Annotated in this window: 8 protein-coding genes; 5 read left to right on the forward strand and 3 right to left on the reverse strand. The window is 71.2% G+C overall.

The window, feature by feature from the left end; translation table 11 throughout:
- The first annotated feature begins 172 nt into the window (after positions 1-172).
- Both HS041_RS22600 and HS041_RS22605 read left to right on the forward strand, forming a co-directional pair.
- Positions 173-1,522 carry an FAD-binding oxidoreductase gene (locus HS041_RS22600; protein WP_196443499.1) on the forward strand — a complete coding sequence of 450 codons (1,350 nt, stop codon included), beginning with the start codon at positions 173-175 and terminating at the stop codon, positions 1,520-1,522.
- Positions 1,523-1,535: 13 nt separating this feature from the next.
- Positions 1,536-2,795, forward strand: coding sequence for an SAM-dependent methyltransferase (locus HS041_RS22605; RefSeq protein ID WP_196442813.1), 1,260 nt, complete (start codon positions 1,536-1,538; stop codon positions 2,793-2,795).
- Between the two features lie 87 nt (positions 2,796-2,882).
- On the opposite strand, the gene HS041_RS22610 is transcribed toward HS041_RS22605, so the two are convergent.
- The gene (locus tag HS041_RS22610; RefSeq protein ID WP_196442814.1) at positions 2,883-4,334 is read right to left on the reverse strand and encodes a GGDEF domain-containing protein; all 1,452 of its coding nucleotides are present in this window, start codon (positions 4,332-4,334) and stop codon (positions 2,883-2,885) included.
- A 43-nt stretch (positions 4,335-4,377) separates the two neighbouring features.
- Complete coding sequence (locus HS041_RS22615; RefSeq protein WP_196442815.1) at positions 4,378-5,913, reverse strand: long-chain-fatty-acid--CoA ligase; 1,536 nt, start codon at positions 5,911-5,913, stop codon at positions 4,378-4,380.
- 180 nt (positions 5,914-6,093) lie between these two features.
- On the opposite strand from HS041_RS22615, the gene HS041_RS22620 reads away from it, so the two are divergent.
- The gene (locus tag HS041_RS22620; RefSeq protein ID WP_230879557.1) at positions 6,094-7,689 is read left to right on the forward strand and encodes a GMC family oxidoreductase; all 1,596 of its coding nucleotides are present in this window, start codon (positions 6,094-6,096) and stop codon (positions 7,687-7,689) included.
- Positions 7,690-7,750: 61 nt separating this feature from the next.
- On the opposite strand, the gene HS041_RS22625 is transcribed toward HS041_RS22620, so the two are convergent.
- Positions 7,751-10,402: a DUF7825 domain-containing protein gene (locus tag HS041_RS22625; protein ID WP_196442816.1), complete on the reverse strand. Its 2,652-nt coding sequence runs from the start codon at positions 10,400-10,402 to the stop codon at positions 7,751-7,753.
- A gap of 293 nt (positions 10,403-10,695) precedes the next feature.
- Here HS041_RS22625 and HS041_RS22630 point away from each other — a divergent pair, with 293 nt between their 5' ends.
- Positions 10,696-11,952, forward strand: coding sequence for a cytochrome P450 (locus tag HS041_RS22630; RefSeq protein ID WP_196442817.1), 1,257 nt, complete (start codon positions 10,696-10,698; stop codon positions 11,950-11,952).
- 127 nt (positions 11,953-12,079) lie between these two features.
- On the forward strand, positions 12,080-12,931 hold the full coding sequence (locus HS041_RS22635; protein WP_196442818.1) for an alpha/beta fold hydrolase: 852 nt from the start codon (positions 12,080-12,082) through the stop codon (positions 12,929-12,931).
- Position 12,932: the final 1 nt, after the last annotated feature.

Here is a 12,932-nt window from a genome sequence, read left to right on the forward strand (position 1 = left end):
ATGAGCCTTATTTCCGCTGGTCAGGGGCTTAGAGTGGCTGTCGTCTCGGTGCTGTTAACCCCGGTTTAACGCGCCTCTCCTGGCCTCTGGGATATCCGGGATATAACGTTCTATAGGCGATCTTTCCGACGACGAGCCCTGGGGGTGATGTCCTGTGGCGCACACGACACAGATGTCGGAGCACCGGCGGGCGGTCGAGCGGATCAGGGAGTCCTACGCCACGATCCCTCAGGACGCGCCGCCCCGGCTGGCCAAGGCCACCACGAACCTCTTCCGTTTCCGGCACGGCGCGCGCAGGGCGGCACTCTCGGCCAGAGACCTGGACAAGGTCATCGAGGTCGATCCCGCCACGATGACCGCCGAGGTCCAGGGTATGACGACCTACGAGCATCTCGTGGACGCCACTCTCGCGCACGGGCTCATGCCGTACGTCGTGCCGCAGTTGAAGACCATCACCCTCGGCGGCGCGGTGACCGGGCTGGGCATCGAGTCCACCAGCTTCCGGGACGGGCTGCCGCACGAGTCGGTCGAAGAGATGGAGATCCTCACCGGCGACGGCCGCGTCGTCGTCGCGCGTGACGACAACGAGCACCGCGAGCTGTTCCGCGCGTTCCCCAACTCCTACGGCACGCTCGGCTACGCGCTCCGGATCCGGATCAAGCTCAAGCCCGTCCAGCCGTACGTCCGCCTGACCCACGTGCGCTTCACCGACGCCCACAAGTGCATGATCGCCATGCAGGAGATCTGCGAGAGCGGCGAACACGAGGGCGAGCCCGTCGACTTCGTGGACGGCACGTTCTTCGAGCCGGGGGAGCTCTACATCACCCTCGGCCGCTTCGCCGAGCGCGCGCCGTACGTCTCCGACTACACCGGCATGCGGATCTACTACCAGTCGATCCAGACCAGGACGCGCGATTGGCTGACCGTCCGCGACTACCTGTGGCGCTGGGACACCGACTGGTTCTGGTGCTCGCGAGCCTTCGGCGTGCAGGGACCGCTGGTGCGCTCGCTGATGCCGCGCAAGTGGATGCGTTCGGACGTCTACCGCAGGCTCGTCGGCCTCGACCGCAAGTACGGGGTGATCGCCCGGCTGGACCGGTGGCGGGACCAGCCGGTGCAGGAGTCGGTCATCCAGGACATCGAGGTGCCTGTCGAGCGCGGCGCCGACTTCCTGGAGTTCTTCCACGACAAGGTCGGCATGACGCCGGTCTGGATGTGCCCCCTCACCTCCAGCGGCCGGTGGCCGCTCTACCCGCTGGAGCCGGGACGGCTGTATGTGAACTTCGGATTCTGGGGGACCGTCCCGCTGCCCCGGGGGCAGTTCGACGGCTACCACAACCGCCTCATCGAGCACGAGGTGCACGTGCTCGACGGGCACAAGTCGCTGTACTCCACATCGTTCTACCCCCGGGACGAATTCTGGCGGCTCTACAACGGGGACGCCTACTGGCCGGTCAAACGGGCCTACGACCCGGGCGGCCGGTTGCTCGACCTCTACGACAAGTGTGTACGGGGGCGTTAGGGAGGTTCCTTCTGTGAAGCTCGCGGAAATATTCGAGAAGGTCGTGGGAGCCGAGGCGGACATCCGCTTCGTCGCCTACGACGGCAGCAAGGCAGGGGAGGCGGGAGCGGACGTCAGCCTGGAAGTGAAGACTCCGGCGGCGGTGGCGTACCTGGCGCAGGCCCCCGGCGAGCTGGGACTCGCCCGGGCCTACGTCTCCGGGCACCTCGACGTCCACGGGGACATGTACACCCTGCTGTCGCGCATGTGGTCGCTCACCGTCAACGACATCCCGATGAGCGAGAAGGCCGCCACGGTCCGCGCCCTCGGAGTCAAGCCCCTGTTGATGCGGGTGCCGCCTCCTCCCCAGGAGATGCGGCGCAGCCTGCTGGCCAAGCTGGGCAGCAGGCACGCCAAGCAGCGGGACGCCGAGGTGATCCACCACCACTACGACGTCTCCAACCGGTTCTACGAGTGGGTGCTCGGTCCCTCCATGGCCTACACCTGCGCGGTCTTCCCCTCGGAAGAGGCATCGCTGGAGGAGGCGCAGTTCGCCAAGTTCGACCTGGTGGCCAAGAAGCTCGGGCTCAAACCCGGCATGCGGTTGCTGGACGTGGGCTGCGGCTGGGGCGGCATGGCCATGCACGCGGCCCGCGAGTACGGAGTGAAGGTGCTGGCGGTCACCCTCTCGCGACAGCAGGCCGAGTGGGGGCAGAAGGCCGTCGCCGAGGCCGGGCTCACCGAGCTGGTCGAGATCCGGCACATGGACTACCGCGACGTCGAGGAGACCGGCTTCGACGCGGTCAGCTCGATCGGCCTGACCGAGCACATCGGCAAGGAGCAGCTGCCGTTCTACTTCCGCTTCCTGTACGACAAGCTCGTTCCCGGCGGCCGCCTGCTCAACCACTGCATCACCCGGCCCACGGGGACGGAGAGGACCCTCAACGCCGGGGGCTTCATCAACCGCTACGTCTTCCCCGACGGGGAACTGGAGTCGGTCGGCTACCTGATCCGCCAGATGGAGGACATCGGCTTCGAGATCCGTCACGAGGAGAACCTGCGCGAGCACTACGCGCGGACCCTCCGGCATTGGAGCGCCAACCTCGACGAACACTGGGACGAAGCGGTCGAGGAGGTCGGCCAGGGCACCGCCAGGGTCTGGCGGCTCTACATGGCCGGATGCGTGGTGGGCTTCGAACACAACAAGATCCAGCTCCATCAGGTGCTGGCCACGAAGCTCGACGCCGACGGCGGCGCCCACATGCCGCTGCGCCCCTCCCTCGACTGGCCCTGACTCGCGGCACCGGGACCGCGGTCCGTCCCCGCACGGGCGGGCCGGGGTCCCGGAGCCCGCGGTTCCGGGCCGGGCCCGCCGGTGGGCTCAGGCGGCCATCAGCGGGCCGGACTCCCCGGCCGCGACCCAGCGACCCCTGCCGAGGCGCTTGGCCGAGTACATCGCGGTGTCGGCGGCGCGGAGTATCTCCGCGGGCGTCCCCGCCGCCAGGCCGCCGGAGTGTACGGCGATGCCGATGCTGGCGCCCACGGACAGCCGGTGCCCCCGGAACAGGACCGGCGCGCAGATCTCCTCCAGGACGCGTTCGGCCAGCCGTACGGTCTCCTCGGGCGGGATCTCCGGGCACAGCAGGACGAACTCGTCGCCGCCGAGCCTGGCCACCAGGTCGGTGCCGCGCGTCGCGGCCGACAACCGGCCGGCGACTTCCACCAGGACGGCGTCGCCCGCGTCGTGGCCGTGGACGTCGTTGATCTGCTTGAAGCCGTCGAGGTCGAGGTAGAGCACGGCGGCCCCGCTGCCGGCGACCCGCACGATCTCCTCCAGGCGGTCCTGCATGACGGCCCGGTTGGCCAGCCCGGTCAGCGGGTCGTGACGCGCCTGGTAGGCGAGTGCGGCCTGCATCCGCTCCTGCTCGCGGACGGCCGTGGTGAACCTGGTCAGCACGAACACGGCGCAGGCCGCGCTGGCGGTGATGGTCGCCAGTTCCTGCCCGCTGAAGCCGGCGTACCTCAGGGCCAGGGCCGGGGTGCCGAGCAGCGCCAGGCCCAGGAAGACGACCCGTGCCGGGTGCAGCGTGCGGACCAGGGAACCGGGATGCGTCAGCTCGGCCCGGCCGGGGTGCAGCATGGCCGAGACCATCAGGGCGTGGCCGGCCAGCAGGCCCGCGCCGAGCTTCTCCACGTACGAGGAATCGAGCACGTACGGCAGCAGGTTGTAGCCCAGGTCGACGGCCAGGTAGGTGGAGACCGCGCCGAGCAGCAGGAGCGTCGGGGCGCCCCGCTCGCCCGGCGACAGGGCCAGGAACAGCACCGCCGCCAGCAGCACGATGTCGCCGACCGGGTAGAGGGCGGGCACGATGACCTCCGCGCCGGAGCCGGAGTCGAGGTACGGCTGGATCAGGAACTGCCAGGCGGCCAGCGCGGCCACCGTGGTGAGGGTCAGCGCGTCGAGCATGCCCCCGCTGAGCCGGCCGGGTGCCCGGCGGCGGGCCATCAGGATCACCGCCGCGGCGACCAGGGGGTAGCCGCCGAGCCAGAAGGCGTCGCTGACCCCGACCATGGGCACCTTCCCGGACAGGAAGAACGCCATCTCGATCACGTCGCCGGTCAGCCAGAGCGTCTGGGCGAGGGCGATCAGCAGCCACGGCCGCCGGTCCGGGCCCGGCACCAGCCGCAGCGCCGCCCACCACGCCAGGGCGCAGACCACCCCGTAGGTGACGAAGTAGAGGACCTGCCCGACCGTCACCGCATAGAAAACGGCGGTCACGAACGCAGCCGTGACCGCCGTACCGAGGAAGAGCCGTGTTCCGCCGACCGTCATGCCGCACCCTTCGGCACGACGGCCCGCGAGTTGAGGGATTCGGCTAGCGGAGCTCGCGCTTGAGGATCTTGCCGGTGGCGGTCATCGGCAGGGCGTCGCGGAACTCGACGATCCTGGGGTACTTGTAGGCCGCCATGTTCTCCTTGCACCAGGCCACCATCTCCTCCTCGGTGACGGTGGCACCCGGGGTGCGGATGATGTAGGCCTTGACCTCCTCGCCGTGCGAGTCGTGGGCGACCCCGACCACCGCGGCCAGGGACACCTCCGGGTGGGTCATCAGGACCTCTTCGAGCTCGCGCGGGTAGACGTTGAAGCCACCCCGGATGATCATGTCCTTGGCGCGGTCGATGATCGTGTAGTAGCCGTCGGCGTCGCGGGTGGCGATGTCACCGGTGCGGAACCAGCCGTCGTTCATGACCTCGGCGGTGGCCTCGGGCCGGTTGTAGTAGCCCTTCATCACGTTGTGGCCGCGGATGGCGATCTCACCCGGTCCCTCGCCCTCGACCGTCTTCCAGTCGTTGTCGACGAGCCTCATCTCCACGCCCCAGATCGGCGTGCCGATGCTGCCCACCTTGCTGGGCTTGCCGGGCTGGTTGAAGCTGGCCACCGGGGAGGTCTCCGACAGGCCGTAGCCCTCCAGGATGCCGACCCCGAAGGTCGCCTGGAAGTCCTTGAGCACCTCGACCGGGGAGGACGCGCCGCCGGCCACCGCGACCCTGAGCGAGGTGGGCACCTCGTCGCCGTCGGCGTGGATCTTCGTGAGCATGCCCCAGTACATCGTCGGCACGCCCGCGAACACCGTGACGTTCTCCCCGCGCATCAGCTCCAGCGCCGGTCCCGGCTCGAAACGCGGCATGAGCACGAGCGTGGCGCGGCGGCGGAAGCCGGCGTTCATGACCACGGTCTGGCCGAAGGAGTGGAACAGCGGCAGCACCGCCAGGTAGGCGTCGCCGTCCTCGGCGCGCGGGAACATCTCGTCCGAGACCATGGCGTTCATCAGCATGTTCTGGTGGCTGAGCTCGGCGCCCTTGGGCTGGCCGGTGGTGCCGCTGGTGTAGAGGATCACCGCGGTGTCGTCCGGCGCGGTCTGCACCGTCTGGAACTCCGCGGAGACGCCGTCCAGGGCCGCCCAGATGGTCTGGCCGTACTCCGACTCGGTGGCGAACGGCGTGGCGGGCAGCACGAAGAAGTGCTCGGTCCCCGCGGCGCCCTCGAAGCCCGCCTTGCCGCGCTCGCCCAGCGGCAGCTCGGGGGAGCCCTCGAAGCAGAACAGCGCCTTGGCCTCGGAGTCCTCCAGGTGGTAGGTGATCTCACGCGACTGCAGCAGCACGTTGAGCGGGACGACCGTGGCCCCGGCCTTGAGGATGCCGAAGTAGACGAACGGGAAGTAGGGGAGGTTCGGGCAGGCGAGCGCGACCTTGTCCCCCTTGCCGATCCCCCTGGACACCAGCAGGTTGGCAACCTGGTTCGCGACTGTGTTGACCAGGGAGTACGGCAGGCGCAGCTCGCCGAAGACGAGTGCGGTGCGGTCGGGGTTCTCCCGGGCGCTGTCCTCCAGCACGATCGACAGGTTGAGCATGGATGGATCCTCCGTCCGAACAATCTCTGACCGGCCCATCCTTGCAGGACGAGCATACCGACCGGTAGGTAACCAAGGTTACGAATTGACGGGTAAAGCAGTGGGGGGTAAGCAGGTAAGAGCCCGCTTATGGGGGAGGCGAGCTGGCCGGCTGAGCGAGGAGAGGTCAGTGAGCACGTGATGAGCACCTCGATGGGCAAGCGGTACGACTATGTGATCGTGGGCGCCGGGTCGGCGGGATGCGTGCTGGCGAACCGGCTCTCGGCCGATCCCGCCGTGACGGTCCTGCTGGTCGAGGCGGGAGGGTCCGACCGGAAGCTCGAGATCCGCATGCCCGCCGGGTTCGCCAAGCTGTTCAAGACCGACTACGACTGGAACTTCACCACCGCCAAGCAGGCCGAGCTGTCCGGCCGGGAGCTCTACTGGCCGCGCGGGCGGGTGCTCGGCGGCTCCTCCTCGCTCAACGCCCAGATGTGGGTCCGCGGGCACCGGGCCGACTATGACGGCTGGGACGTGCCCGGCTGGTCCTACGACGAGGTCCTGCCGTACTTCCGGCGGGCCGAGAACCGGGTCGGCAGCAACCGGGGCGGCGTGTACGGCACCGGTGGCCCGATCCACATCTCCGAGCTGCGCAGCCCCAACATCACCACCACCGCGTTCCTGACCGCCTGCGAGGAGCTCGGACTGGCCCGGCTGGACGAGCTGAACGGCCCCTCCAACGAGGGCTACTGCCCCACGCCCGTCACCCAGGACCGGGGCCGCCGCTGGAGCGCCGCCGACGCCTACCTCGGGCCCGCGCTGAAGCGGCCCAACCTGACCGTGCTGACCTCCTCGCACGTGCGCAGGATCCTCATCGAGGACGGCCGCGCGACCGGGGTCGAGTACGCCGGCGGCCCGGGAGAGGGCGCGGCGGAGAGCACCGTGGCGCACGCGGGACGGGAGGTGATCCTGTCGGCCGGGGCGATCGGCTCGCCGCACCTGCTGATGCTCTCCGGTGTCGGCGCCGCCGACGAGCTGCGGGAGCAGGGCATCGAGCCGGTCCACGACCTGCCCCAGGTCGGCCGCAATCTCCAGGACCACCTGGCCTCGGGCATCTTCCTGCACTGCCCCCGGCCGGTCACGCTCGCCGGCGCCGACTCCGTGGCCAACCTGCTGCGCTTCCTGGCCGGCCGGACCGGCATGCTCACCTCCAACGTCGGCGAGGCGGTCGCCTTCATCCGGACCGGCCCGGAGGAGCCCGCCCCCGACATCGAGCTGATCTTCGCCCCCGGCCCGTTCATCGACCACGGCCTGACGCCCCCGTCCGGCCACGGCCTGACCATCGCCTCCGTCCTGCTCCAGCCCGAGAGCCGGGGGCGGATCTCCCTGAACGGCCGGGAGGTGGTGATCGATCCCGGTTACCTGACGGCGGAGATCGACATCCGGAGGCAGGTGGCCGGGCTGAAGAAGGCGAAGGAGCTGTTCGCCACCGCCGCGCTCAGGCCGTTCACCGGCCCGCCGATGGCCCCCTACTGGGGTGCCGAGAGCGACGAGGAACTCGCCCGCTGGATCCGCGAGCGCAGCGAGACCCTCTACCACCCGGTCGGCACCTGCCGGATGGGGGCGGACGTCGAGTCGGTGGTCGACCCGTCGCTGAAGGTGCGGGGGGTCGAGGGGCTGCGCGTCGCCGACGCCTCGGTCATGCCGGTCATCAACCGGGGCCACACCCACGCCCCCGCCGTCATGATCGCGGAGAAGGCGGCCGACCTGGTCGCGGCGGACCGTACGGCCTCCTGAGCGGACCCCGGCGGGGTACAGGGCGAAAACCGATGGCGGCCATGCCGGCGACGGGCGCCTTTCACGGGGAGATCGCCCTGTGCAGGCGCCGGGCTTCCTGAAGGACGAGGCTCGACCCCTTGCGCGCCGCCAGCTCCGCCAGTCCCGGGATCTCGCCACGCGCCCCCGCCAGGACCGCCGCCCGGGCGGCGACGTTCAGCAGCTCGCCCAGCCCGTTCCGCGTCCTTCCGCCCGCCCCCGTCGGCAGCAGGAGCGGGACGGCCGCGGCGAGGGCCTGCCAGATCTCGGCGTGCGCCCCGGCCGCGATCAGGTCGTCCAGTGCCGCCGTGATCCGCCTGAGCGTGACCTGCTCGGCACGGACCAGCTCCGCGACGGCCCAGCCGAGGTCCGGAGCCGGGAGCTGCCCGCGCACCGCCAGGGTGGTCAGCGCCTCGGCGGCGGCGGCGCGCCGGGCGGGCCGGGGATGGGCCAGGCAGGCGGCGATGGTGATCGCGGTCGCCCTGCCCACCGGGCCGTCGCCGCGGGCCAGGGCCGCCACGGCGTCCACGCGGGAGTCGATGCGGTCGGCGAGCCAGGGCAGGCATTGCACCATGTACGCGGCCACGACCTCGCGGTGGGACGGCATGATCGTCGGCCACCACACCACGTCGTCGGGATAGACGGCGTATCCGCTGGCGGGCCGCACCGCGCACAGGTCGTGCAGCCAGGCGGGCAGGCCCTCGGGCGGTACGGCCCGGGCGTGCACCTCGTACGGGGAGGGACGGTAGCGGTCGGTCCTCGACGCCCGCCTCACCTCGCAGTGCACCACCGGGTCGGGCAGTCCGCCGTCGCGCAGCCAGCCGGCGAGCCGCCGCCCCGCCTGCGTGGGCAGCTTCTCCGCCCGGACGAGCAGGGACTCGTCCACGTGCCGCGGCAGCCGCAGCAGCGCCTGCTGGAAGTCGGCTTCGAGCGGTTCGGCGCCACCCAGCCGCTCCATGCGGTCGATCAGGGTCTCGGCGTCGAGGTGCCCGGTGGCGGCGGTCGGGGTGGCCAGCAGCACGGGGATCGTCGCGCCGCGTTCGAACAGGGCGACGACCTCGCGCAGGCGGTGCTGGACGAGGCGTTGGGGCAGCAGGCCGAGGGCATGGGCGGGATCGGCGCGCTCGGCCAGCGCGGCGGTGAGCTCGCGGCTGACGTCGGGCAAGGCCAGGGCCAGTGCACAGCGTTGCAGCAGGAAACGGGGGTCACGGTCATTGCTGGGATACGCGTGGGAGTGGACGTTGGTCTGCTCCCAGTAGCTGCGCCACTCCGGATCCAGGACGGCCAGGACGCCGTCACGATCGCGGTGCGTCATCTCGACCAGGGCGGCGAGGACGCGCTCGTACCGGCCGGGGTCGTCGGGCCAGCCCACCGCGTAGAGCTCGGCGGCCAGGTCGGCCGCCGAGGGGATGGGCGGCGCGAGGGCGGGCGGCGGCGGCGCGACGAGCACCGGGACGGCAGGCGGTTCGGGCTCCGCCGCAGCCGCGATCGCGCCGAAGGCGGCGGCCACGCGGTCGCGCAGTTCGGCGGGAAGGCGGCTCGCCGCCTCGCGGATCGCCTCCCGGGCGGCGTCGTCCGTGTGCGGGGCCAGCTTGACGGCCAGCCGCACCGCGCGTTCCCGCAGTGCCGGGCTGTCCACGTCGAACACGCAGGCCAGCGCCGCCGCCGCACCGCCGCCCCTGGACGCGGGCGTGTCCGCGAGCCACTTCACGGCCGCCGCGACGTGCTTCTTCTCCGGCCGGAACACCAGCGTGCCGACCGCTTCGGCGAACAACTCGTCGTCCAACGCTCCGACGGCCTCGGCCCGACGCAGCTCGTCCAGGGCGAGCTGCACGAACGGTGAGGACCCGGACGGAAGAAGACGGACGAAATCGAGCACCGGGACATCGGCCGCCGTGGGTTCCAGAAGCCGCCACAACGTCACGAACGGGCCGATCTCCGCGGCATCGCCGCCTGCCATGAACCGGCTCGCGCACCCGGAGACCAGCGCCTGCCGCGAGAGCCGTCCCGCCTGGGCGAGGGCGGCCAGCTCGCCGGCGACGCTCAGGCCCGGCACGCGCCCCGGCTGCCGGCTCTCGCTCGCGGTGAGCGCGGCGGCCACGCCCTGGGCATGGAACAGGCGGGGGACCAGGTGGTCGAGCAACGGGTCGGCGGCCAGGACCGGGCGCCCGCGGCTCTTGCGCTGCCGCGACGCCACTCGCCACACCCAGCCCACGGTGAACGGGTCGCTGTCGGGCGGCTCGATGCCGGTCTCGATCACCAGCGCGGCGGCCAGGTCCCAGCCGGGCAGGCCCTGCAGCCGCCACCACGTCGGACCCGCCGGCGGGCGCAGCCGCTTCACCAGCCGCACGGCGAGGTCTCGCCGCCACGCCTCGGGACGGCGCCGCAGCACGGACATGACGGTCACGGCGTCGCGCTCGTGGTCGAGGGTCCGGCGCAGCTCCCGGCGGTTCAGCCAGGCCGCCACCTGTGCGGCCCCGGCCATGCAGGCCGCGCCGGCGAGCCGGTAACCGGAGGTCAGCTCGCGGACGCGCAGCCGGTCTCCGAACCCGCCGGCGGACCGCTCGACCAGGTGACCGGGCAGCCGGGCGGCCACCTCACGCCGGTCCGCGTCGCCGAGGCCGTTCAGGGCCTCCACGAGGCGCTCGTCGTTCTCCGCCTCGATGCGGGCAAGGACCTCCTCCCACGGGTTCATGCCGCCGTCATCTCAAGGCCGGAGGAGCGCGGGGTGAGCGGCGCGGCGGCGTGGGCGAGGGGACGCGCCCGCAGGCAAGCGATCATGGCCGGGACCCTACTGCCACGCGCCGACAATCACCCTCCTCCGCCCGTCCTCCCCGGCCGCCGTCGCCGGTGCCCTGGAGCCGCCGGTCCGCGTCGCGGCCGTGGGGAATCCGGCAGCCCAGGCGCGCCCGTCAGGCGGCGGACTCCGGCACGGGTGTGGGGCGGCTCACACTTGACGTAAGTGAGCGCTTGCTCAAATCTGGGTTGGTGACCGTGAACGTGGCCGATATCGACCTGTCGCAGATCCCGTTCTGGGCGCTCCCCCAGCAGGAGCGCGCCGATGCCTTCCGGCGCCTGCGCGCGCTGGACCGGCCTGTCTTCACCAAGGAGAACAAGGTGCCCTTCGTCGGGCACGGACCCGGTTACTACGCGCTGGTACGGCACGCCGACGTCTCCGAGGCCAGCAGGAACGCCGGGGTCTTCAGCAGCGAGCCGACCGCCAACAGCATCGTGGACATGCCCCGCTGGATGGCCGTCTACTTCGGCTCGATGATCAACATGGACGACCCCCGGCACGCGCGGCTGCGCCGGATCGTCTCGCGGGCCTTCACCCCCCGGATCCTGTCCAAGATGGAGGAGGACCTGCAGCGCGCGGCCACCCGCATCGTGGACGAGGCGGTCGCGGCGGGGCCCGACGACTTCGTCACGCAGATCGCCGCCCGCCTGCCGGTCGAGGTCATCTGCGACATGATGGGGGTCCCCCCGAAATACCACGACCGTGTGCTCCGGGCGACCAACATCATCCTCGGCAACGCCGACCCCGAGTACACCGGCATCGAGCCCGAGTTCAAGCGCTGGAACGTGGCCCGCGGCCTGCTCAAGCTGATGAACGCCGGGCGCGGCCTCAACCGGCTGGCCGCCCGGCTCGGCCGCGAGCGCCGCGGCAACTCCACCGGCGACCTGACCAGCCTGCTGGTCAACGGCGAGGAGTCCCTCACCCCGCAGGAGCTCGGCTCGTTCTTCATCCTGCTCGTGGTGGCCGGGAGCGAGACCACCCGCAACGCCATCTCGCACGGGCTGAAACTGCTCACCGACCACCCCGAGCAGCGGGCTCTGCTCATGGAGGACTTCGAGGGCCGCATCGGAGGGGCGGTCGAGGAGATCATCCGCTACTCCACCCCGGTGATCCAGTTCCGCCGGACCCTCACCCGCGACCACTCGATGAACGGCATGGACTACCGCAAGGGCGACAAGGTCCTGCTCTTCTACAACTCCGCCAACCGCGACGAGGCCGTCTTCACCGACCCGGACGTCTTCGACATCACCCGCCACCCCAACCCGCACGTCGGCTTCGGCGGGCCCGGACCGCACTACTGCCTCGGCGCCCATCTGGCCCGCCGCGAGATCACGGTGATGTTCCGCGAGCTGTTCACCCGCCTGCCGGAGATCCGCTCCACCGGCGAGCCCGACTACCTGCTGTCCAACTTCATCAACGGCATCAAGCACCTGCCGTACACGACCTAGAGCTCCGCTCCCGCCGTACCGGCCGGTGAGCCGGTCCACGGGGTGAGCGCCGGCGGTCCGGGGGTCGGGTGATCACCGCTGACGCACCGCCTGCCGTACGGGACAACCAAGTGCTAGGTTCCGAACCATGGAGATCAGGACGATCACGGCCAACGGGGTGGACTTCGCCTACCTGGAGATGGGGCGGGGGCCGCTCGCGCTCTGCCTGCACGGGTTCCCCGACACCGCACACACCTGGCGGCACCTGCTGCCGGAGCTGGCCGACCGCGGTTACCGGGCGGTCGCGCCGTTCATGCGCGGCTACGCGCCCACCTCGGTCCCGGCCGACGGGGCCTACGAGGGCGGTGCTCTGGTCGCCGACGCCTGCGCGCTGCACGAGGCGCTCGGCGGGGACGGCGACGCGGTGCTCATCGGCCACGACTGGGGTGCGTTCCCGGCCTACGGCGCGCCCGCCTTCGCCCCGGAGCGCTGGCGCAGGGCGGTCGCCATGGCGGTGCCCCCACCGGCGGCGATGATCTCGAGCTTCTTCCTCTACGAGCAGCTCAAGCGCTCCTTCTACGTCTTCCTGTTCCAGACTCCGCTGGCCGAGACGGCCGCCTCCCAGGAGGGGTTCTTCGAAGGGCTCTGGCGCGACTGGTCGCCCGGGTACGACGCCGCGCGGGATGTGGCGGAGGTGCGGCGGAGTCTCGCCGACCCGGCGAACCTGACCGCCGCGATCGGCTACTACCGGGCCATGCTCGGCGCCGTCCCGCCGACCGGCCGCTACACCGCCGAGCAGGCCGCGACAGGCGGGGACGTCCCGATCCTCTACCTGCACGGGGAGGGCGACGGCTGCCTGGACCCGGACCTGGCGGTGGCGGCCCCGGCGTTCCTGCCGCCCGGCTCCCGGATGGAACGTGTTCCAGGCGCCGGCCACTTCCTCCACCTGGAGCGGCCCAAGGAGGTGAACGGCCTCATCCTGGACTGGTTGCGCGGGTGAC

It is taken from the genome of Planomonospora sp. ID67723 (genome assembly GCF_015711605.1).
GTDB lineage: Bacteria > Actinomycetota > Actinomycetes > Streptosporangiales > Streptosporangiaceae > Planomonospora_A.

Bases quoted from the DNA above. Each gene is read 5' to 3' on its own strand.
- HS041_RS22625 (WP_196442816.1), bottom strand. From the start codon at position 10,402: ATGAACCCGTGGGAGGAGGTCCTTGCCCGCATCGAGGCGGAGAACGAC.
- HS041_RS22610 (WP_196442814.1), bottom strand. From the start codon at position 4,334: ATGACGGTCGGCGGAACACGGCTCTTCCTCGGTACGGCGGTCACGGCT.
- HS041_RS22615 (WP_196442815.1), bottom strand. From the start codon at position 5,913: ATGCTCAACCTGTCGATCGTGCTGGAGGACAGCGCCCGGGAGAACCCC.
- HS041_RS22635 (WP_196442818.1), top strand. From the start codon at position 12,080: ATGGAGATCAGGACGATCACGGCCAACGGGGTGGACTTCGCCTACCTG.
- HS041_RS22600 (WP_196443499.1), top strand. From the start codon at position 173: ATGTCGGAGCACCGGCGGGCGGTCGAGCGGATCAGGGAGTCCTACGCC.
- HS041_RS22620 (WP_230879557.1), top strand. From the start codon at position 6,094: ATGAGCACCTCGATGGGCAAGCGGTACGACTATGTGATCGTGGGCGCC.